At 63.4% G+C, this 21,164-nt stretch carries 22 protein-coding genes; 13 read left to right on the forward strand and 9 right to left on the reverse strand.

The window, feature by feature from the left end:
• Nucleotides 1–9 precede the first annotated feature (9 nt).
• From C9990_RS14005 to dctM, 5 genes are all read left to right on the forward strand, one after another.
• Nucleotides 10–1,203 (forward strand): CaiB/BaiF CoA-transferase family protein, encoded by a 1,194-nt coding sequence (locus C9990_RS14005; protein ID WP_106803647.1) that lies wholly within the window; start codon nucleotides 10–12, stop codon nucleotides 1,201–1,203.
• Nucleotides 1,204–1,326: 123 nt separating this feature from the next.
• Nucleotides 1,327–2,142: a CoA ester lyase gene (locus tag C9990_RS14010; RefSeq protein ID WP_106803648.1), complete on the forward strand. Its 816-nt coding sequence runs from the start codon at nucleotides 1,327–1,329 to the stop codon at nucleotides 2,140–2,142.
• A gap of 172 nt (nucleotides 2,143–2,314) precedes the next feature.
• Nucleotides 2,315–3,298, forward strand: a complete 984-nt coding sequence (locus C9990_RS14015; RefSeq protein WP_106803649.1) for a TRAP transporter substrate-binding protein — start codon at nucleotides 2,315–2,317, stop codon at nucleotides 3,296–3,298.
• A 175-nt stretch (nucleotides 3,299–3,473) separates the two neighbouring features.
• A complete protein-coding gene (locus C9990_RS14025; RefSeq protein ID WP_065907970.1) occupies nucleotides 3,474–4,106 on the forward strand; it encodes a TRAP transporter small permease in 633 nt (210 codons plus the stop codon).
• On the forward strand, nucleotides 4,106–5,386 hold the full coding sequence (gene dctM, locus C9990_RS14030; RefSeq protein ID WP_065907971.1) for a C4-dicarboxylate TRAP transporter large permease protein DctM: 1,281 nt from the start codon (nucleotides 4,106–4,108) through the stop codon (nucleotides 5,384–5,386). The genes C9990_RS14025 and dctM overlap by 1 nt, the downstream gene beginning before the upstream one ends.
• 79 nt (nucleotides 5,387–5,465) lie before the next feature.
• Here dctM and ampC read toward each other — a convergent pair whose 3' ends face one another.
• Nucleotides 5,466–6,620, reverse strand: a complete 1,155-nt coding sequence (ampC, locus tag C9990_RS14035; RefSeq protein WP_106803650.1) for a class C beta-lactamase — start codon at nucleotides 6,618–6,620, stop codon at nucleotides 5,466–5,468.
• Nucleotides 6,621–6,745: 125 nt separating this feature from the next.
• Here ampC and C9990_RS14040 point away from each other — a divergent pair, with 125 nt between their 5' ends.
• Both C9990_RS14040 and C9990_RS14045 read left to right on the forward strand, forming a co-directional pair.
• Nucleotides 6,746–7,621, forward strand: coding sequence for a LysR substrate-binding domain-containing protein (locus C9990_RS14040; RefSeq protein ID WP_106803651.1), 876 nt, complete (start codon nucleotides 6,746–6,748; stop codon nucleotides 7,619–7,621).
• 394 nt (nucleotides 7,622–8,015) lie between these two features.
• A complete protein-coding gene (locus C9990_RS14045) occupies nucleotides 8,016–8,909 on the forward strand; it encodes a LysR family transcriptional regulator (protein WP_106803652.1) in 894 nt (297 codons plus the stop codon).
• Here C9990_RS14045 and C9990_RS14050 read toward each other — a convergent pair whose 3' ends face one another.
• The 3 genes from C9990_RS14050 to C9990_RS14060 all read right to left on the reverse strand — a co-directional run bounded on the left by C9990_RS14050 (nucleotide 8,910) and on the right by C9990_RS14060 (nucleotide 12,325).
• The gene (locus C9990_RS14050; protein ID WP_106803653.1) at nucleotides 8,910–9,485 is read right to left on the reverse strand and encodes a DUF1349 domain-containing protein; all 576 of its coding nucleotides are present in this window, start codon (nucleotides 9,483–9,485) and stop codon (nucleotides 8,910–8,912) included.
• Nucleotides 9,486–9,554: 69 nt separating this feature from the next.
• Nucleotides 9,555–11,057, reverse strand: coding sequence for an APC family permease (locus C9990_RS14055; protein ID WP_065907977.1), 1,503 nt, complete (start codon nucleotides 11,055–11,057; stop codon nucleotides 9,555–9,557).
• Nucleotides 11,054–12,325, reverse strand: coding sequence for an aspartate aminotransferase family protein (locus C9990_RS14060; RefSeq protein ID WP_106803654.1), 1,272 nt, complete (start codon nucleotides 12,323–12,325; stop codon nucleotides 11,054–11,056). The genes C9990_RS14055 and C9990_RS14060 overlap by 4 nt, the downstream gene beginning before the upstream one ends.
• Nucleotides 12,326–12,568: 243 nt before the next feature.
• Here C9990_RS14060 and C9990_RS14065 point away from each other — a divergent pair, with 243 nt between their 5' ends.
• Nucleotides 12,569–13,753: a DUF2252 domain-containing protein gene (locus C9990_RS14065; protein WP_106803655.1), complete on the forward strand. Its 1,185-nt coding sequence runs from the start codon at nucleotides 12,569–12,571 to the stop codon at nucleotides 13,751–13,753.
• A gap of 71 nt (nucleotides 13,754–13,824) precedes the next feature.
• On the opposite strand, the gene yghX is transcribed toward C9990_RS14065, so the two are convergent.
• Both yghX and C9990_RS14075 read right to left on the reverse strand, forming a co-directional pair.
• Nucleotides 13,825–14,712: a YghX family hydrolase gene (gene yghX / locus C9990_RS14070; protein ID WP_065907982.1), complete on the reverse strand. Its 888-nt coding sequence runs from the start codon at nucleotides 14,710–14,712 to the stop codon at nucleotides 13,825–13,827.
• A 44-nt stretch (nucleotides 14,713–14,756) separates the two neighbouring features.
• Nucleotides 14,757–15,251, reverse strand: coding sequence for a PaaI family thioesterase (locus C9990_RS14075; RefSeq protein WP_065907984.1), 495 nt, complete (start codon nucleotides 15,249–15,251; stop codon nucleotides 14,757–14,759).
• A gap of 121 nt (nucleotides 15,252–15,372) precedes the next feature.
• On the opposite strand from C9990_RS14075, the gene C9990_RS14080 reads away from it, so the two are divergent.
• The gene (locus C9990_RS14080) at nucleotides 15,373–15,927 is read left to right on the forward strand and encodes a YceI family protein (protein ID WP_106803656.1); all 555 of its coding nucleotides are present in this window, start codon (nucleotides 15,373–15,375) and stop codon (nucleotides 15,925–15,927) included.
• Here C9990_RS14080 and C9990_RS14085 read toward each other — a convergent pair.
• Complete coding sequence (locus tag C9990_RS14085) at nucleotides 15,924–16,814, reverse strand: DMT family transporter (protein WP_065907988.1); 891 nt, start codon at nucleotides 16,812–16,814, stop codon at nucleotides 15,924–15,926. The genes C9990_RS14080 and C9990_RS14085 overlap by 4 nt on opposite strands.
• 90 nt (nucleotides 16,815–16,904) lie before the next feature.
• Here C9990_RS14085 and C9990_RS14090 point away from each other — a divergent pair, with 90 nt between their 5' ends.
• On the forward strand, nucleotides 16,905–18,233 hold the full coding sequence (locus C9990_RS14090) for a PLP-dependent aminotransferase family protein (RefSeq protein ID WP_106803657.1): 1,329 nt from the start codon (nucleotides 16,905–16,907) through the stop codon (nucleotides 18,231–18,233).
• Here C9990_RS14090 and C9990_RS14095 read toward each other — a convergent pair.
• Both C9990_RS14095 and C9990_RS14100 read right to left on the reverse strand, forming a co-directional pair.
• A complete protein-coding gene (locus C9990_RS14095; RefSeq protein WP_065907990.1) occupies nucleotides 18,230–18,871 on the reverse strand; it encodes a LysE family translocator in 642 nt (213 codons plus the stop codon). The genes C9990_RS14090 and C9990_RS14095 overlap by 4 nt on opposite strands.
• Nucleotides 18,872–18,951: 80 nt before the next feature.
• Entirely contained in the window at nucleotides 18,952–19,383 is a 432-nt protein-coding gene (locus C9990_RS14100; protein ID WP_065907991.1) for a nuclear transport factor 2 family protein, read from the reverse strand.
• A gap of 249 nt (nucleotides 19,384–19,632) precedes the next feature.
• Between C9990_RS14100 and C9990_RS14105 the strand changes: the two genes are divergently transcribed.
• The 3 genes from C9990_RS14105 to C9990_RS14115 are packed head-to-tail and all read left to right on the forward strand — an operon-like array spanning nucleotide 19,633 to nucleotide 21,057.
• Nucleotides 19,633–19,851 (forward strand): DUF6434 domain-containing protein, encoded by a 219-nt coding sequence (locus tag C9990_RS14105; protein ID WP_065907993.1) that lies wholly within the window; start codon nucleotides 19,633–19,635, stop codon nucleotides 19,849–19,851.
• Nucleotides 19,848–20,318 (forward strand): RidA family protein, encoded by a 471-nt coding sequence (locus tag C9990_RS14110; protein ID WP_065907995.1) that lies wholly within the window; start codon nucleotides 19,848–19,850, stop codon nucleotides 20,316–20,318. Before C9990_RS14105 ends, C9990_RS14110 begins: the two co-directional genes overlap by 4 nt.
• Before the next feature lie 4 nt (nucleotides 20,319–20,322).
• On the forward strand, nucleotides 20,323–21,057 hold the full coding sequence (locus C9990_RS14115; RefSeq protein WP_065907996.1) for a CPBP family intramembrane glutamic endopeptidase: 735 nt from the start codon (nucleotides 20,323–20,325) through the stop codon (nucleotides 21,055–21,057).
• Nucleotides 21,058–21,164: the final 107 nt, after the last annotated feature.

Raw genomic sequence — 21,164 nt, forward strand, 5'->3', positions numbered from 1 at the left:
GGAACTGTCATGAGCAACCAACGACCGCTGGACGGCATCACCGTTGTCAGCCTGGAACATGCGATTGCCGCGCCATTCTGTACCCGCCAGCTGGCGGACCTCGGCGCCCGCGTGATCAAGATCGAACGCCCCGGGGCCGGCGATTTTGCCCGTGGCTACGACGAACGCGTGCGTGGGCTGGCCTCGCATTTCGTGTGGACCAACCGCTCCAAGGAAAGCCTGACCCTGGACCTCAAGCAGGACGCCGCCGGCGATATCCTCGAAGCCCTGTTGGCGGATGCCGACGTGCTGGTGCAGAACCTTGCACCCGGTGCGGCGGCGCGCATGGGCTTGTCGTTCGAGGCGCTGCACGAGCGTTTTCCTCGGCTGATCGTCTGCGATATTTCCGGCTATGGCGAAGGCGGCCCCTACGAGAAGAAGAAAGCCTACGACCTGCTGATCCAGAGCGAAGGCGGCTTTTTGTCAGTCACCGGTGGCCCTGGCGAAGACCAGATGGCCAAGGCTGGTTGCTCCATCGCCGATATCTCCGCCGGCATGTACGCCTACAGCGGCATCCTCTCGGCGCTGCTGCTGCGTGGCAAGACCGGCAAGGGCAGCCGCATTGACGTGAGCATGCTCGAAAGCCTGGTGGAGTGGATGGGCTACCCGATGTATTACGCGTTCGACGGCGCACCGCAGCCACCCCGTGCCGGCGCGGCGCATTCGACGATCTACCCGTATGGGCCGTTTCCCACCGGCGACGGCGGCACGGTGATGCTCGGCCTGCAGAACGAGCGCGAATGGGCGGCGTTCTGCGACAAGGTGCTGCTCACCCCGCAATTGGCCACGGACGAGCGCTTCAGCGCCAACTTCAAGCGCTCGGCCAACCGTGAGGTGCTGCGCCAGATCATCGTCGACAGCTTTGCGCAGTTGGATGCCGAGGCGCTGATCCAGCGCCTGGAGGACGCGCAGATCGCCAGCGCGCGTGTCAACGACATGCAAGGCGTGTGGGACCACCCGCAACTCAAGGCGCGTGATCGCTGGCGTGAAGTCGACAGCCCGGCCGGTCCGCTGCCGTCGTTGCTGCCACCGGGGCGCAATGCGGCGTTTACCCCGCGCATGGATGCCGTTCCTGCGTTGGGCCAGCACAGCCAAGCGATTCTCGACCAGCTCGGCTTCAGCGCCGAAGCCATTGAAACCCTGAAAACACGCGGCGTCATTTGACCCCGCACCCTTTGTAGGCGCCGGCGTGCCGGCGATGGCGTCCTTGAGTCTTGGTTTGACCTCTGGGCCGCTATCGCTGGCCAGCCAGCGCCTATCGGGGGGCGATAACAAGGAAATTGTGTGATGCCAAACCCTCTTGTGCGCTCGGCGCTGTTTGTTCCCGGTAGCCGGCCGGAGCGCTTTTCCAAAGCGCTGGCCAGTGGTGCCGACGCAGTGATCGTGGATTTTGAAGATGCGGTGGAAGAACCCCTCAAGCGCCAGGCGCGGGATAACCTTGCGGCGTTTTTGACCGCCAATCCCAGTGCCCAGGTCTGGGTGCGCATCAACGCGCCGGAGCATGCCGAGCACTTCGAAGATGTGGCGTTCTGCAAAGCCCATGCAAATGTGGCCGGCGTGTTGTTGCCGAAGGTGGAAAGTGCCGCCCAGGTCGCCGTGGTAGCCGCCACCGGCAAAGTGATCTGGCCGATTATCGAGAGTGCGCGCGGTTTGTTGGCCGTGGCTGAAATCGCCCGTGCGCCGCAGGTGCAACGCCTGTCGTTCGGTGGCCTGGACCTGGCGCTGGACTTGAACCTCAGCAGCCAAACGCCGGCCGCGCAGTTCGCCCTCGACCAGGCGCGCCTGGCGTTGATCGTGCATTCGCGCGCGGCAGGCTTGGTGGCGCCGCTGGATGGCGTGCACCCGGCCATCGATGACCCCGAGGGCCTGCGCCGTTCGATCCGGCATGCGTATGAAATGGGCTTTGCCGGCGCGCTGTGCATTCATCCCCGGCAGGTGGCGGTGATCCACGAGGCGCTGGCGCCGAGCGCGGCAGACCTGGCCTGGGCCAAGCGCGTGGTAGACGGCGGCGCCGATGGGGCAGGGGCCTATCAAGTCGATGGGCAGATGGTCGATGCGCCGGTGCTGTTGCGTGCGCAGCGACTGCTGGCTGCGCATAAATAACTCACACAACCCATCTGTAGGCGCCGGCCAGCCAGCGCCCAGATTGGATCTTCGTTGTGTGCCGGAGCCGCGTTCGTCCACGCCGAACGCAGGTATCTAAAATTCGAAATTCACTACACGCATGACATCAGGCACCTTGCCCTACAACACAACAATAAGAAGGTGATTTCCCATGCTCAAGCTTTCCCGGGCGCTGCTGTGCGCCGCCACCTTGTTCGCTGCGGGCCTGGCCCAGGCGGCGGATCCGATTGTCATCAAGTTCGCCCACGTGGTCGCCGAAAACACTCCCAAGGGCCAGGGCGCGTTGCTGTTCAAGAAACTCGCCGAAGAACGCCTGCCGGGCAAGGTCAAGGTCGAGGTGTACCCCAACTCGTCGCTGTTCGGCGATGGCAAGGAGATGGAGGCGCTGCTGCTGGGCGACGTGCAGATGCTGGCGCCGTCGCTGGCCAAGTTCGAGCAATACACCAAGCAAGTGCAGATCTATGACCTGCCGTTCCTGTTCAACGACCTCGCTGCCGTCGACCGTTTCCAGGCTGCCCAGGGCAAGGCCCTGCTGACCTCGATGCAGGACAAGAACATCCTCGGCCTGGCCTATTGGCACAACGGCCTCAAGCAACTCTCGTCCAACAAGGCCCTGCATGAACCCAAGGACGCCCGTGGCCTGAAGTTCCGCGTGCAGGCCTCCAGTGTGCTTGAAGAGCAGTTCAAGGCGATCCGCGCCAACCCGCGTAAGATGAGCTTCGCCGAGGTGTACCAGGGCTTGCAGACCGGCACCGTGAATGGCACCGAGAACACCTGGTCGAACTATGAGAGCCAGAAAGTCAACGAGGTGCAGAAGTACTTCACCGAGTCCAATCATGGCCTGATCGACTACATGGTGATCACCAACGCCACCTTCTGGAACGGCCTGTCGCCAGACATCCGCAGAACGCTGGAGCAGATCATGGTCGAGGTCACCGTCGAGGTGAACAAACAGGCCGAGGCGCTGAACCAGTCGGCCAAGCAGAAGATCGTCGACGCCAAGACCAGCGAGATCATCGAGCTGACCCCCGAGCAACGCCAGCTGTGGCGCGAAGCCATGCGTCCGGTGTGGCAGAAGTTCGAGGGTGAGATCGGGGCTGACCTGATCAAGGCAGCCGACGCTTCCAACCAGTAATTGATTGCTGAAACAAACCCGACTCCTGTGGGAGCGGGCTTGCCCGCGATGGCATCACCTCGGTGTTCCTCAAAGACCGAGTCGCCCGCATCGCAGGCAAGCCAGCTACCACATTGATCCGGTTTCGTCAGTGACTTGCCGTGAATACCCCCGTCCAGTTTCGCGAGGTTTTGCCATGCAAACGCTAAGGCGCGTCTGGGAGCACCTGGAGGAAGGCTTTATTGCCTTCCTGCTGGCCGCCATGACCCTGGTGACGTTCGTCTACGTCATGCTCAACAACATCTACACGCTGTTTTTCTCCCTGGCCGACAAATGGGCCTTGAGCAGCAATTTCTTCAATGCCCTGGGCGACCACACCATGACCTGGGCCCAGGACATGACCTGGAGCGTGGCGCTGACCAAGGCGATGTTCGGCTGGTTGATCTTCTTTGGCATTTCCTACGGCGTGCGCACCGCCGGCCATCTGGGCGTGGACGCCTTGGTCAAGCTGACCAAGCGCCCGGTGCAACGCGTGCTCGGGATGCTCGCGTGCCTGTGCTGCCTGGCCTACGCCGGGCTGTTCATGGTCGCCAGCTACAAGTGGGTCAGCGCGGTGATGACGGCCCATATCGGCGCCGAGGACCTCGACCAGTACGGCGTCGACGTCGGCGACATCGTGATCATCGTGCCGATCGGCTTTGCCCTGGTGTTTATCCGCTACCTGGAAATTTTCTACCGCATCTTTACCCACCGTCAGGTCGGGTTGGGCCTGGCCGACGAGGCCGGTGAGGCCAGCAAGTTGGCTGGCAGCCATGAGGAGCGTCACTGATGGCCGTGCTCTGTCTATTCCTGCTGTTGTTCGTGTTCATGTTTCTCGGCGTGCCCATCGCGATTTCCCTGGGCCTGTCCGGCGCGGTGTCGATCCTGATGTTCAGCCAGGACTCGGTGAGTTCGCTGGCGATCAAATTGTTCGAAACCTCGGACGCCTACACCTTCCTGGCAATTCCGTTCTTCCTGCTGTCCGGTGCGTTCATGACCACGGGCGGCGTGGCGCAGCGCCTGATCGACTTCGCCAACGCCTGTGTCGGGCATATCCGTGGCGGCCTGGCGATTGCGGCGGTGCTGGCGTGCATGCTGTTCGCGGCGCTGTCCGGCTCGTCACCGGCGACGGTGGCGGCGGTGGGCTCGATTGCCGTGGCGGGAATGGTGCGCTCCGGTTACCCGAAGGAATTCGGCGCGGGAATCATCTGCAACGCCGGCACCCTGGGCATCCTGATTCCGCCGTCGATCGTGATGGTGGTGTACTCGGCGGCGACGGAAACCTCGGTGGGCAAGCTGTTCATGGCCGGGGTGATTCCCGGCCTGCTGCTGGGGCTGATGCTGATGGTCGCGATCTACATTGTCGCGCGCATCAAGAAGCTGCCGGCGCAGCCGCGCGCGACCTTTCGTGAGTGGCTGACCTGCGCACGCCGTGCATTCTGGGGCCTGTTGCTGCTGGTGATTATCCTCGGCGGCATCTACAGCGGCATGTTCACCCCGACCGAAGCGGCGGCGGTGGCGGCGGTGTACTCGGCGTTTGTCGCGCTGTTCATCTACAAGGACATGACGTTTCGCGACTGCCCCAAGGTGCTGCTGGAGTCCGGGCGCCTGGCGATCATGCTGATGTTTATCATCGCCAACGCCATGCTCTTTGCGCATGTGCTGACCACCGAGCAGATCCCGCAGGAAATCACCGCGTGGGTGATCTCCGAAGGGCTGACGCCGATCGGCTTTCTGATCATGGTCAACATTGTGTTGCTGGTGGCGGGGAGCTTCATGGAGCCGTCGGCAATTGTGCTGATCCTGGCGCCGATCTTTTTCCCGATTGCGATGAAGCTGGGCATTGACCCGATTCACCTGGGGATCGTGATGGTGGTCAACATGGAAATCGGCCTGGTCCACCCGCCGGTCGGGTTGAACCTGTTCGTGACCTCGGCGGTGACCGGCCTGAGCCTCGGGCAGACGATTCGCGCGGCGTTGCCGTGGCTGATGATCCTGCTGGTGTTCCTGATCATGGTCACGTACCTGCCGTTCATCTCACTGGCGTTGCCGCACTGGCTGGGCATGTAACCGGCGAAAACACTGCAATACCCTGTGGGAGCCGGGCGAGTCGCACCGCCGCTCCCACAGTTCAGTTTTGTGTCGGATCTCAGTTATCCATCGCGCTCAAAAGCGCATGCGCGACTTTCACGCGCTCACCATTCGGGTAGTTCTTGTTCGCCAGGATCACCACCCCCAGCCCCTTGCTCGGTACGTAGGCCACATAGGCGCCAAAGCCATTGGTGGAACCGGTCTTGTTCACCCACGTATCGGCGTGCGGCGCTCGTGGCGGGGTCAGCCAGTTGACCGGGTGCGGCTGCATGGCCATTTTTGTGGAGTTACCGTCGAGCAATACCTGAAGCGGGACCGGGTAGGGGTACATTTCCCAGCCGAGTCCCTGGGTCATGCCGTCCACGGTGTAATAGCCGGTGTGAGTGGCGCCTATCGCCTGCTGCAAGGTTTTACTCAGGCGCGTCGGGTGCATGTTCACTTCAACGTAGTGCAGCAGGTCAGCGGCACTGGTCTTGATCCCGTAGGCTTCACTGTCCAGGGCGCCAGGGCTGACGCGTACCGGTTTGCCGTCCTTGCCATAGCCTTGGGCGTAGAGGCTCATTTGGCTTTTCGGCACGTTGATGAAGGTGTGCTTGAGCCCGAGTTGGGGCAGCAGGGTTTTTTCCATCAGTTGATCGAACGGCTGCTTCAGGCTTTGTGCCGCGAGGTAGCCGAACAGGCCCAGGCTCGGGTTGGAGTACAAGCGCTGGGTGCCCGGCGCGAAGTCGGGTTTCCAGTGCTGGAAGTAGCTGAGCATGCGCTGGTTGTTATCCGCCTCGGCAGGGAACAGCAGGGGCAGGCCGCCAGCGGTGTAGGTGCCGAGGTTGAGCACGCTGACGTGATCGAACGTGCCGCCGGCGAGTGCGGGCAAATAGTGGCTGGCTTTGTCGGAGAGCGTGAGTGTGCCGCTGGCCACCGCATACCCAGCGAGGGTCGCGGCGAAAGTCTTGCTCACCGAACCGACTTCAAACAGGGTGTCTTCACTGACGGATTGCTGCGTGTCTTTGCTGGCGACGCCGTAGTTAAAGTATTGCGCCTTGCCGTCCTTGATCACGCCGACGACCAGGCCGGAAATAGACTGCTGCTGCATCAGGGGTTTGATGCTGGCGTCGGCTACGGCCTGCAGGTCGGCGGCGGCCAGGCAGTGGCTGGCGCTGAAAAAGGCCGCGATGGCGGTGAAATTAAGCACGCCAGACCGTAAATGTTTGGGCATGATAACGCTTCCATGAGAATGATCGATTGATGAGAGCCTGCGCGGGCGAGGCAAATGTATGCAGTTCGCCAACCCTGGGCAAACGATGATATCTCGCAGCAGCCATTAGAAATTCTAGGGTCACTATGCTTCGCTCCCATCTGCCGCTGAATGCCTTGCGCGCCTTCGAAGCGGCCGCCCGGCACCTGAGCTTTACCCGCGCCGCCATCGAACTGTGCGTGACCCAGGCGGCGGTCAGCCATCAGGTCAAGAGCCTCGAGGCGCAGCTCAATGTCACCTTGTTCAAGCGCCTGCCACGCGGGCTGATGCTCACCCGCGAAGGCGAGACCCTGCTGCCGGTGGTGCGTGAATCGTTCGACCGCATTGCACATACCTTAGGCCAGTTCGAGGGCGGGCATTACCGCGAGGTCCTCACGGTCGGCGCGGTCGGCACCTTTGCCGTCGGCTGGCTGCTGCCACGCCTGCCGGACTTCCAGAGCCGCTACCCGTTTATCGACCTGCGCCTGTCGACCCACAACAACCGCGTCGACGTGGCTGCCGAAGGCCTGGATTACGCGATCCGCTTCGGCGCCGGTGCCTGGCACGGCACTGATGCATGCCAACTGCTCGAAGCCCCCTTGACCGTGTTGTGCGTCCCGCAAATTGCCGAGCAACTGCACGCGCCGGCCGACCTGTTGAAGCACACGCTGCTGCGCTCCTACCGTGCCGATGAGTGGAACCTGTGGTTCCAGGCCGCCGGGCTGCCCGCCGACACCCTGGTACCGCGCAGCATTGTGTTCGACTCGTCGCTGGCGATGATGGAGGCGGCGCTGCAAGGCATCGGCGTGGCACTGGCACCGGCGATGATGTTCTCGCGGCAACTGGAGAGTGATGCGATTCGCCAGCCGTTCGCGGTGGGCATTACCACGGGCAGTTATTGGTTGACGCGCTTGCAGTCGCGGGCTGAAACACCGGCGATGGCGGCGTTCAAGGCATGGTTGTGCGAAGTGCCTGATCACTGAAGTTGGGTCGACCTGTGGTGAGGGGGCTTGTCCTGTGGCAAGGGCTTTGTCCTGTGGTGATGGGGCTAGTCCTGTGGTGAGGGGGCTTGTCCCCCGTTGGAGTGCGAAGCGCTCCCGCTTTTTTTGGGGCCGCTTCGCAGCCCAACGGGGGACAAGCCCCCTCACCACAGGACAAGCCCTTCTACCCAGAACAAGTCCCCTCACCACAGGAAAACCCTTCTGCCCAGAACCAGCCCCCTTGGCACAGGACAACCCCTCTGCCCAGGACAACCCCCCTTGGCACAGGACAACCTCTGCAGAGGACAAACTCCCCCCACAGTATTTGTGCTGTCCTTGGTGTCACGCCTCATGCGATTCTCACCCTCGGCCCAAAGGCTTATCACAAGGAGCCTCGATGCAAACTTCCGGCGTGGACATCCGTCAACTCAAGGCCTTTGTGGTGGTGGCCGAGGAGCTCAGCTTTGTGCGCGCCGCGACTCGCCTGCATGTCTCGCAACCGGCGCTGTCCCAGACGATCCGCCAGTTCGAGGCGCTGCTGGACGTGCAGCTGTTCCAGCGCAACACCCGCAACGTCGCACTGACGGAGGCGGGCTTGGCGTTGCTGGTGGAAGCGCGAGACATCGTCAACGGTGTCAGCCGCCTGGTACGCACCGCCCAGGAACATGCACGCGGGGTACGCGGTTCCCTGAATATCGGTTTCTTGATCGGCGCGGGTGTCGACCTGATGCCACAGATCCTCAGCGTGTTCGCCAGGCGTTATCCCGAGATTGAACTGGTGGTGCGTGAATACGATTTCGGTTCGCCCCACGCCGGCATCGACGACGGCATGGACGTCGCGGTGTTGCGCCCGCCGCTGGGCCTGGCGGAGATCGAGTTGCACACGCTGGTCACCGAGCCGTGCGTGGCCTGCCTGGCTTCCGGGCATCGCTTGGCCGGGGAGAGTCGTGTGAGCATTCATGACCTGCTCGACGAGCCGATCATTGCCGCGCCGGGCAGCGGTGTATGGCGCAGCTACTGGACTGCCGATGCCTATCGCAATGGCCAGCCGGCGCGCATCGTGCACGAAGCCTCGACGGTGGAAACCGAATTGCAGGCAGTCGCCGCCGAGCGCGGCATCAGCATCACCGCGCTGTCCACGGCACGCTTCTACGCGCGGCCGGGGCTGGCGTTTCCGGTGATCGCTGATATGCCGATGTGCGCCGTCGCGGTGGCCTTGCCGCCACATCCCAGCGTGGCCGCGCGCAACTTTGCCGAATTGGCGCTGGAAGTCGCCCGCAGCCGGGGCTAGTCAGGACAGGTCGTGCAGCGACTTGCCGTTGGGCGCGCCCACCTGCCATTCGGAAAACCGCACCTGCAGCCCTGCGCGTTCCGGTGTGCAGCAGTAGGGGCCCACCTGGTAGGACGCGGCGACCGGGAAGGGCGCCAGGCGCACCAGCGGCCAGTGCACGCCGTCCACCGACACTTGCACCCGCAGCACGCCATTGGCCACCGTGGCGCGAATCCAGAATGCCTGCGGGTCACCGGGAAAGACACCGGTGGCCCAGTCCGAGACCTCGTCGGTCAACACGCTGCTGAGCAGCGTCACGCCATCCGACAACTCGGCGCCGATCTTCACCCAATGCGCTTCATCCACCCGCACCATCAAGCCGGCCTGGTCGTAAAGCTCGGCGAAGGCGCCTTCGACTTTCACCTGGGCGGTAAATGCGCCGGCGGTTTGCACGTGCAGGAAGTGGCCGTTGTCGCGGACAAATCCATAGTGGGTTTCACGCCAGAAGTCAGTGTGGGCATCGGTGACGACGGTCAGGTGGTCAGCCTGCCGCGTCCATTGTTGCGGCGGGTTGAGCCAGGTGGCCTGTGCAAACATCGGTCAATCTCCTTGAGGGTGACAACACAAAACCCCGCGTACGGGGTTTTATGCAGGGCCTGGTGCGGGTTAGTGATCCAGCAATTTGCTGCTCGGCCCGGCACTGCCATTGTTGAGGCGCGTGCGCAGCGAGAACAGCCACCACAGCACACCAACGCCCAGTGTAACGCCGGTGGTGAGGGCGCCGGTGTGGCTTTCTTCGGGCACGCTGAGGGTGAGGATTACCGCGATGGCCCAGGCGCCGCCCAGCAGGATCATCGGCAACAGCCAGCGGCCGAGGCTGAAGACGCCCTCGGGCGCGCCGGGCATGCGCCCGCTGCGGTAGGCCAGGAACGCCGCGATCAGCGTCAGCAGGTAGGTGCAGTAGTAAGTCAGCCCGACCATCGAGTAGATCGCGGTGACAAACCCGCCGCTCGCCAGGTTGAGCAGCACGGCGATGGCGGTGATCAGCACGATGGCGGCCACCGGCGTGCCGAAGTGCGGGTTGATCTTCGCCAGCACCTTGGAGCCCGGCAGCATGTTGTCGCGCGACAGGGCGAAGGTCATGCGCGTGGCCACCGCCATATTGGCGATCAGGCACGCGAGGATCGACGCGAACGCGATCACGATCATGCCCACCCCCGCTGCGTTGCCCAGTTGCAGGCGCACGATGTTGATCACCGGGTTTTCGCTGTGGCTGAGCAGGTCGCTGACCGAGCCGGGGATGGCAATGCTCAGCAGCGCGAACACCACGAAACCCAGCACGCTGGACACCAGCACCGCACGGATCATCGCCCGGGGCGCCGCGCGGCGTGGGTCCTTGGTCTCTTCGGAAAGGTCCGCCGCGCCTTCCCAGCCCAGCAGCACCGATACCGGCAGCAGGGTCGCGAGGGCGAGGGTGGTGAAGCTGATCTCGCCACCGCTGACCGGTTGCGCCGAGGTCAGGATCGCCACGCCCTGGGTGTGCTCGAAGAAGAACAGCACTCCCAGGAACAAGGCAATGGCCAGCAGCACCGTGCCGATGATTTCAATGATTGCGCCGATGTCATTGATCCGCGTGGCGAGGCGAATCCCGCAGATGTTCAGCAGGCCCACCACCAGCGTGGCGCCGATGCTCAGGCCCTGGATCTGGCCTTGGGTGGGATTGGCCCAGATCTCCGGCGCGAACACCGTGCCGATCGCCGCCGAGGTGGCGGCGGTGCCGGCGACAAACGAGGTGAACGCCACCCAGCCGGTGAACCAGCCGAAGTGATTGCCGGCCAGGCGGCTCGACCATTGATAGGCGTAGCCGGTCAGCGGAATGCGTCCGGCCAGGTGGCAGTAGACCATGACGATGCAGCACACCAACGGAATCACCAGCAGCCACAGGAGGATGCCGATACCGCCGACCCGGTTGAACGGGTCGGCAAACAGGGTGACCACGCCGGTGTTGATCGAGACCATGGAAAAGGCCAGCGCAAACGAGGTGAAGGCACTCATGGTGCGGTGCATTTTTTGCTCGTAGCCGAGGCTCGCCAGGTCGGCATCGTCGCCGGACAGTGGTGCCTGCGCATTCGGTGGGGCGGTCACCGGGGTGTCGACAATCGTGCTCATGACCGTTGCTCCTCGATGATGCCGATGACGTCGTCCAGCACATCCAGGGCCTTGGCCAGCAGCGGGCGCTCGATGTCCAGCGGCGGCTTGACCTTGATCAGGTTGCCCAGGCCGGCGTAGCGGCTCTCGCCGAACAATACGCCGCGTTCCACCCCAAGGCGATACACCTCCTGGGATTCACGGCACGCCGGTTCCTTGGTGGTGCGATCCTTGACCAGCTCGATGGACGCCATCAGGCCCGGGCAGCGCACATCGCCGATCAGCGGATGGCGGCTCTGCATGTCCTTGAGCCGCGCGGTGATGTAGTCGCCGGAATCGCGCGCCTTCTCGCACAGGTTGTCGGCGACGATGGCCTCCACGGCCGCGTAGCCGGCGGCCAGCGAGACCGGGAAGTGGCCGAAGGTCAGTGCTTCTTCGCCTTCGTCGAACCACTTGAGCTTGTCATCGGCGAGGATCCCGGCCAGCGGGAAGCCACCGCCCACGCCCTTGCCGAACACAATGATGTCGGGCAGTACGTCGTAATAGTCCGCGGCCCACATGGTGCCCATGCGCCCGAACCCGGTTTGCACTTCATCGAAAATCAACAGCACGCCGAGGCGATCACAGATTTCGCGCACGCCCTTGTAGTACGAACGCGGGAACTCGATATGCCCGCCATTGCCCTGGATCGGCTCCATCATCACCGCCGCCACGCCGCCGTCGACGCCCTTGAGGATGGTGTCTTCCAGCAGGCCGAGGCACAGCTGGGATTCGGTTTCCGGATCCAGGCCCAGGCGGGTGCGGTAGGGGTTGGGGTGCGGCACGCGGGTGAAGCGTGGCTGGATCGCCAGGAACGGGTTGTTCGGGTGCGGCCAGCTGGCGCCGAGCGTGGCCAGGGAACGGCCGTGGTAACCGTCCTGCAGCACCAGCAGGTTCTGCGCGCCGGGGCGGTTCTTGAACGCCAGCTTCATCGCCATTTCACCGGCGAGGCTGCCATGCAGGGCGAAGCCCATCTGGTTGAGGGAGGCCGGCGAGACTTCGCGCAGCTTGGCCACCAGCCGGGTGTGGGCCGGCGAGCCGAAGTTGGGGCGGATGTGGGTCATGTCGCGCAGTTGCGCGATCGCCGCCTCCACGACGCGAGGGTCATTGGCCCCCAGGTTGTTCGACCACGCCTGGGCGGTGCAGTCGATGTATTCCTTGCCTTGGTCGTCCCATACCAGCGAGCCACGGGCCTTGACCAGGTTGATCTTGGCGGACGCCTGGGGTGCGGTGTTCATCACGTCATTCATCTGCGTTATCTCTTTTATTAGGGCGGCAGTGTTTGTGGATGTGTGCAGTTAGGGTTATGACTCGCTGCATCGAGTGAGACCGATGCTAGCGCGCAGGGGACGGCGATTAGAAAGACCGATTGGTGTGGGATTGTTTGGCGTGGCTTATGAATGGTGGCGGCGTTATGCCATTTATTTTTGAAACATAATGAAACATTCTCCTGGGGGCGAGGCTCTACCGCTACACCTGCACTGAGTTCTTCCATGAAAATACCGCGTCCCTCCGCCCGCATGCCTCACCTCACCCAACTGCGCAACCTGAAGATGGCGCGCTCGGCCCACGCCTATGTGCGCGGCAGCACCGTGCAGTTCTACGAGTGGCTGCACAGCCAGATGGGCAGGCGCCTGCCGCAGGGGCCGGCCATCTGGATCTGCGGCGATTGCCACGCCGGCAACCTGGGCCCGACCGGCGACACCAAGGGCCGCATCGACATGCATATCCGCGACCTGGACCAGGCGGTGATCGGCAACCCGACCCATGACCTGGTGCGCCTGGCCCTATCCCTGGCCACTGCCGCACGGGGCTCGGACCTGCCCGGTGTGACCACCGCGCGCATGCTCGAAGAAATGATGATCGGCTACGAACAGGCGTTCAAGGACAAGCCCGACGAGGCGCCGCCGCGTCCGTCCCAGGTCAAGGCCGGGATGCGCAGCGCAGTGGCGCGCACCTGGAAGAATCTTGCGCGTGAGCGCATTGAAAATGCGCGGCCGACGATTCCACTCGGCAAGCATTTCTGGTCGTTGTCGCGCGCCGAAAAAACCGCGCTGGAAAGCGTCTGCGCCTCCGATGAAATCCACCAGCTGGTCACCTCGCTCAAAGGGCGGCCCAAGGATGCCAAGGTTGAATTGCTGGACTCGGCCTATTGGGTCAAGGGCTGCAGTTCGCTGGGCCTGCTGCGTTACGCAGCGTTGCTGGGGGTGGGGGACAAGGACGACCAGGAATATTGCCTGATCGATATCAAGGAAGCCGTCGGCGCCGCGGCACCGCGTTCGGCACGTGCCAAGATGCCGCGGGATAACGGGCGTCGGGTGGTGGAGGGCGCGCGCCAGCTATCACCGAGCCTGGGCGAACGCATGGTGGCGACGCGGTTTCTCGACCATGGGTTTTTTATCCGGGAACTGCTGCCCCAGGACATGAAGCTGGAGCTGGATGAGTTGAGCGAGACCGATGCGATGCATGCCGCCGGCTACCTGGCGCGGGTCGTCGGCATCGCGCATGCCCGGCAGATGGACCGTGACGCGCGCAAGGATTGGATGGCAGTGTTGCAGGAGAATCGCTCCAAGCAGCTGGATGCACCGTCCTGGTTATGGACCAGTGTGGTGCAACTGGTGGGGAGTCATGAGCAGGGCTATCTCAACCATTGCCGGCGCTACGCACTGGAACATTGATCTGCTGCAGGAGTCGGTGTGCCGGCGATCGCGGTCTGCCTGACACACCGTGATCGCCGGCCATGGCGTGATCAGGCCAGGTATTTTTTGAACCAGCCCAGTGTGCGTTCCCACGCCAGGTTCGCTGCCGCCTCGTCATAACGCGGCGTCGAATCATTGTGGAAACCGTGGTTGGCGCCCTTGTAGATATAGGCTTCGTACGTAGTGCCGGCCGCCTTCAACGCCTGCTCATAGGCTGGCCAACCCTCGTTGATCCGCGTGTCCAACTCGCCGTAGTGCAGCATGATCGGTGCCTTGATGCGCGGCACGTCCTTGGCCTCCGGCTGGCGCCCATAGAACGACACTGCCGCGCCCAGTTCCGGGTAGGCGACTGCGGCCGCATTGGTCACGCCGCCGCCGTAGCAGAAGCCGGTGATGCCGACTTTGCCGGTGCTGCTGTCGTGGTGCATCAGCCATTCGATGGCGGCGAAGAAGTCGTTCATCAGCTTGGTCGGATCGACTTTCTGCTGCAATTCCACGCCTTTTTCATCATTGCCGGGGTAGCCGCCGACCGAGGTCAGGCCATCCGGCGCGAGCGCGATAAACCCGGCCTTGGCCAAGCGCCGCGCGACGTCTTCGATATAGGGATTGAGGCCACGGTTTTCGTGCACGACCACCACCGCCGGCAACTTGCCGGCGGCTTTTGCCGGACGCACCAGGTAGCCGCGCACGTTGCCATTGCCCTTGGGCGAGGGGTAGGTGATGTAGTCGGCGACGATGTCCGGGTCGGTGAACTTCACTTGCTCGGCCAACGCATAGTTGGGGCTCAGGGCGGCGAGCAGGGCGGAGGCGGTGAGGCCGCCGAAGGTGAACAGCGCGGCGCGGTCGAGGAATTCACGGCGGTTGATCTTGCCGTGGGCGTAGCCGTCGTAGAGTTCCAGCAGTTCGGGGGCAAAGTCTTTCGCGGTGAGACGAGTCATCGGTGCAATCCTCGATTAGCGGTGACAGACACTGTAGACCAGCCTCAGTCTGCGCGGCCATGGGCGGCGGCGGCCAATTGACCGGTGTCGACCCGCACGAACAGCGAGTCGCCGATGGCCGTGAGCACGTCGCCGGCGTAGACCTCGCAGACCACGCGGGTCTTACGTCCCACCTCGCCCTCGACGCGGGCGCGCAAGGTCAGCGTCACGCCCATCGGCGTGGGCTTGATGAATTTGATCCCCAGGTTGCCGGTCACGCAGTCGATGCGCGGCAGGCTGCCGGGCTCGCGGTGTTCGGCGCGGTAGTGATAGGCCATGGCGGTCCAGTTGGAATGGCAGTCCACCAGCATCGCGATCAGGCCGCCGTAGACCAGGTCGGGCCAGCCGCTGTATTGGGCGTCGGGCAGGTGCTCGGCGACCACGTGGACGCCGTCGGCATCCCAGCGGCTCTTGATGTGCAAGCCGTGTGGGTTGCTGCTGCCGCAGCCGTAACAGATGCCTTGCGGCGCGGTGATGTCCTGTAGCGAAGGGGAGTGCATGCAACGTCCTTATTATTCTGGGGCGACTACTCTATTTAGCAGGGCGCGCGCCGGATGGGAATAAATCCGTGGCATGAGGTGTTAGCTCAGTACTGTGTCCTGTCCTCTTGCGGAGCGTTGCATGAAGCCTTTCATTTACCTGGCTGTCCTCCTCGGTGTTTGCGCCAGCGCCCAGGCGGTGGAGTACACGGACGTCAACCGCACCGCCAGCCAGATCAGCTTTACCTACCAGCAATTGGGGCAGAGCGTGTATGGCACCTTCGGTGATTTCGAGGGCACGCTGAGCTTTGACACGCAAAAGCCCGAGGCCGGGCATGCGTTGCTGAAGATCCAGTTGGCGAGCATCGACGCCGGCAGCCCCGACGCCAACGACGAGCTGCAACGCGCATCCTGGTTCGACACTGCGACTTACCCGGTGGGTGTGTATGAGTCCACCGCCGTCACGCCCCTGGGAGGTAACCGCTTCAAGATCAGTGGCAACCTGACAATCAAGGGCACCACGCGCCAGGTGGAGGTCGACGTGGTGCTCAAGGAGCAAGGCGGCATTGGCGTGTTCGACGGCAAATTCATCCTCAAGCGCAGCGATTTCAAGATCGGCGAGGGTGAGTGGGCCGGCAACAGCGTGGTCTCCGACGGCATCGACATCAAGTTCAAGATGGTCGCGCCACAGCGCTAGCGGGCGAAGCGCTTGGCGCCTGCGACGCAACCGATCACCGCCAGCGTCACCAGCACCATGCCCAGGCTCACCTGTTCATGCAGCAGTCCCGCCGCCAGCGCCAGGCCGAAGAACGGCTGCAGCAGTTGCAACTGGCCGACAGCGGCGATGCCACCCTGGGCCAGCCCGCGGTACCAGAACACGAAGCCGATCAACATGCTGAACAGCGCCACATAACCCAGGCTCAACCAGGCCGGCAGGCTGATCCCGCTCAAGGTCGACGGCGCCAGCAGCAGGCTCAGCGGCGCCACCACCGGCAGCGCCACCACCAGCGCCCAGCAGATCACCTGCCAACCGCCGAGGCTGCGCGACAACGTGGCGCCCTCGGCATACCCCAGGCCGCACACCAGCACCGCCAGCAGCATCAGCAGGTCACCCGCCGGGGCGGCGCTCAAGCCCTGGGCCACGGCATAGCCCATCACCAGCACACTGCCGAGGACCGAAAACAGCCAGAACACCGGGCGGGGTCGCTCGCCGCCGCGCAGCACGCCGAACACCGCCGTGGCCAAAGGCAGCAGGCCGATAAACACGATGGAGTGCGCCGAGGTCACGTATTGCAGCGCCAGGGCCGTGAGCAAAGGGAAGCCGATCACCACGCCCAGCGAGACGACCGCCAGGGGCGCCCATTGGTGGCGCGCAGGGCGTTTCTCCTTGAACAGCCGGAGCAACAGCAGGCCCAGCACGGCGGCAATGGTGGCGCGCAGCAGGGTCAGGAACACCGGGTCGAATTCCATCACCGCCAGGCGCGTGGCCGGCAGCGAGCCACTGAAAATCACCACGCCGATAAAGCCGTTGATCCAGCCTTGGGTACGGGTGTCCAGGTTGCTGAAGGGGGTTGTGCGTTCCATGAGGGGTATCCAAGAAAACTGCGATTGCGTTCGCGCCATCCTAGAGGTGAGTATTAGGACAATCAAAAAATTGTCATGGATACATCACCTATGCCGCGCGCGCGTTATAAATTCCTGGTCGATACCTTTGCCGACGACATCCGCAGCGGCAGGCTGGCCCCCGGCACGCGCCTGCCGACTCACCGGCAACTCGCCGCCGACCATGGCCTGGCGCTGGTCACGGCCAGTCGCGTGTACACCGAGTTGGAAGCGATGGGCCTGGTCAGCGGCGAGACCGGGCGCGGCACCTTCGTGCGCGAAATCGCGTTGCCGCCGGGGCAGGGCAGTGGGCAGATGAACGTCGCCGCCGGCCTGCTCGACCTCAATTTCAACTACCCGTCACTGCCGGGCCAGGCCGATTTGCTGCGCACCGCCTTGCGGCAGTTGGCGCTGTCCGGCGACCTTGAGGCGCTGCTGCGTTACCAGCCGCACGCCGGCCGCCTGCACGAACGCGCTGCCGTCGCGCGGCATCTGCTCAACCGTGGGCTGACGGTCGAGGCCGAGCAGGTGCTGGTGGTCAGTGGCGCCCAGCACGGCTTGGCGGTGACCCTGATGGCATTGCTCAAGCCGGGGGATGTGATCGCCGTCGACGCGCTGACGTATTCGGGCTTCAAGGTGCTGGCCGAGACCCTGCACCTGGAAATACTCGCCGTGCCGGTCACCCCCGCCGGGCCAGACTTGCAGGCCCTGCAAACGTTGTGTCGCCAGCGCCCGGTGCGGGCCGTGTACTGCATGCCGACCCTGCATAACCCGCTGGGCTGGGTGATGGAAATGTCGCAGCGCGAGCAGTTGGTGAGCATTGCCCGTCAGCACAATCTGATGCTCATCGAGGATGCGGCCTACGCGTTTCTGGTCGAAAACCCGCCACCACCGCTGGCGACATTGGCACCCGAGCGCACGGTGTATGTCGGTGGGCTGTCCAAGAGCATCGCCACCGGCTTGCGGGTGGGTTTTATTGCGGCGCCGCCGGCGTGGGTCAAGGTGCTGGAGCGCACCATCATGGCCACCACCTGGAACGTGCCCGGCGTGATGAGTGCCATCGCCGTAGCGTGGATCGAGGACGGCACGGTGGCGCAACTCGAAGCGCAGAAACGCCAGGACGCCCGCGCCCGGCAAGCCCTGGCCGCGCAGGTGCTAAAGGGGCTGGCGACCATCAGCCATCCCTCGTCGTACTTTCTATGGTTGCCCCTGGCGGAAGAGGTTCGCGCCGACCAGGTCGCCATGACCCTGCAGCGCGAGGGGGTCAGCGTGTCGACGGCCGAGCCGTTTGCCGTCTCCGCCCATGTGCCGCATGCGTTGCGCCTGGCCTTGGGGTCGGTGGACATGCCTGCACTGCGTGAAGCCTTGCTGACCGTGCGCCGGGTTGTCGGGCCGTACTAGAGTGTCTGGCGTCGCAGGCTCAGCAGCGCGGCGCCGAAGCCGATAAACGTCGCCCCCACCACGCGGTTGACCCACCTGGAAAACACCGGGCGCGCCAGCCAGCCCTTGGCCTGCGAAGCCAGCAGGGCATACAGGCTCAACGACAACGCCGAGAGCAGGATGAAAATCAGGGTCAACACCAGGAACTGCGGCACCAGCGGAGCGTGCTGGTCGAGGAACTGTGGAAACAGTGCGGTGAAAAACAGCACGGCCTTGGGGTTGGTCACTGCGGTCAGGAACGCCAGCTTGTAAAGCTTCCAGCGACTCGGTGGATTGACGCGGGCGGGGCCCTGCGAGCCGGGCGCGAGTGTGCCGGTTTTTTTCAGCAGGCTGCTGGCGCCCAGGTAGAACAGGTAGCCGGCGCCGAGCACCTTCACGGCATTGAAGACCCACTCGGAGCTGATGATCAACGCACCCAATCCCAGCATCGCTGCCGCCGACATGCAGAACAACCCGCTGGCATTGCCTGCGGTTGACCACAACGTGGAGCGCGCGCCATAGGCCAGGCTGTTGTTCAGGGCCATCAGGATGGCCGGGCCTGGGCTGGCAATGGCGATAGCAGCAACGAGGGTAAAGGCCAGGATCGAGTGAGTGTCCATATTCAGGCTCGGTGAGTATCGGAGTGCTGATGCTAACCCGATCCTCACCTTCGCGCAGAGGGTTCCTCAGTCACGGGCGATCAATATTTGTAAGCCTGGCGCCCGATCAGCAGCCACTTGCCTTTTTGTTTCTGCCAGACCTGGAAGTTGTCGATATCGGTCGGTACTTCGACGCCGCTGTTCACCGCCAGCGCGTGGAAGTGGTTGCGCACCAGCGCGGTGTCGCCGTTGAGGGTGATGGTCTGGTTTTGCATTTCCAGGGTCTTGAACGCGCTGGTGTGGGTTTCCAGGTCGGCGATGAATTGGTCCTTGTTCTGCACCTTGCCGCTGGAGTGGCCGTAGGTGAGTTTATCGGCGGTCAGCGCGTGCAGTTGCTTGAGGTCCAGGTGCAGCATGGCTTGGGTCAGTTGGTCGACCGCTTGGGCCACATCCTTTTCGGCGGCAGCCGGCGCGGCGGCGACATAACCGCTGAACAGGCACAGAAAACCGATCAGCACTTTGACGTTTTGCATGGGTGTTTCCTTATTGTTGTTGGGGGCTGGCACGACCGGTTAAGTCGTCGTACAACCATGCAATATTTCCTGCGCTGAAGGAAAGTGAAATTTTGAAATATCTTGAAAAGATTAGCCTTGAAGACGCTTTAAAAACCTGGGCGACTTATACGACGTCTCAACACAAGGCTAATCCTTACCGACTCTTCCTGTGCGGGTAGCACATCGCTATGCTACGCCCGGACACCCTGATTGCCCGGAGACGACAACATGGATTTTGATTGGCACAGCGATCCCATCACGCGTGCCACACCCGTCACCCGCCACTATAAAAACACCCAGAACGTTCGCCGTTTCATGCTTGAACACTGTGGTCCGGGGTTCAAGTTCGACCGGCCTTTTATGGCCTGGATTCGCAACGACGTGCCCAAGACCCTGGGCGATGTCGTGGATGAATGGCGACGTCGCCACGAGGAAGCACGCGCATGACCCCCGATGAGAAATACCAGGCAGCCCAGCAACGCCTCGGCTATCAGTTGGACGAATTCAAGGTGGGCGGCAACTACACGCCGCTGGTCCGTGACGGCAACCACTTGTACATCAGTGGCCAGATTCCACGTGTAGGCGACACCATCGTGCTGCCGGGCAAGGTTGGCGACAGCATCACCCTGGCCCAGGCGCAAATCGCCGCCGGCATCAGCGCCTTGCGTTGCCTGGGGCTGCTCAAGCAAGCCTTGGGTTCGCTGGACCGGGTCAAGGCCATCCCTCGCATTACCGTGTATGTGCGCAGCGCCGAGGACTTTGATCAGCAGAGTGAAGTCGCCAATGGCGCCTCCGACTTGCTGCACGAGATTCTGGGCAGCGCCGGGGTGCATACGCGCACGTCGGTCGGTGTGATGCAGTTGCCGAAGTCGGCAGCGGTGGAGATCGACATGATCGCAGTTGCCCACGACTGAACCGATGATCACCCAGGGCATCGCGGTTCTGGTCAATTACGGTGCCTACCTGGCGCCGGGGCTGTTGCTGTTTGGCCTGTGGTTCGCGCTGACGCCCAGGTCGCTTGCGGCGATGCGCATCCTGATCCTGCTGGCGGCATTTGTGCTGATGCGCGATGCCATGACGCCCTTGGGCCTGTGGGCATTGAGCGATGCGGTAAGCATCGCCTTCACCGACAATGCGTTGGTGCTGGCCGCCTTGGGTGGGTTGTCGCTGGTGCTGATCGGGGGGCTGGCCTATGTCGCCCCCGAGCTATGGCGGTGGGTGGTGTGGGTCAAGGGGCCGCGTGCAATCGGGCTTGTGGTCGGGCTGGGTGTCGGCGGCCTGATCGGGGTGCCGTTGCGGCTCTATCAAGGGATTGAGGTGCAGGCGATCCCCGGCTATTGGGCGTGGCTGCCGGGCATGCTGGTGCTGGCGTATGGCGCCAATGCGCTTGAGGAAGTGTTGTTTCGCGGGTTCTTGCAGGGCTACCTGGAACAACAGGTCACGCCGTTGCGCGCGGCCTTGCTCAGCGGCGTGGCGTTTGCCGCCTGCCATGCCTTTTTGGCCTTAAGCGTCACCCAGTTGGGCTGGCCGGTGTTGCTGTTTACCCTGATCGAGGGGCTGGCCTGTGCGCTCGTGCGCATGCGTTACGGCGTGCTGGCCGCGACGTTGACCCACGGCACGGCGATCCTGCTGATTGCCGTGCCGATGGTGTAACACCGCCTGTAGGAGCTGACTTGCCAGCTCCTACAGGACCGATATTGCTGGCGAGTCAGTGGGTACAGGCCGGCATCGCAGGCGAGCCAGCGTTTTCCGTTCCCACC

Origin of the sequence: Pseudomonas sp. S5D5 (assembly GCF_003013355.1) — a bacterium.
Lineage (GTDB): Bacteria > Pseudomonadota > Gammaproteobacteria > Pseudomonadales > Pseudomonadaceae > Aquipseudomonas > Aquipseudomonas aylmerensis.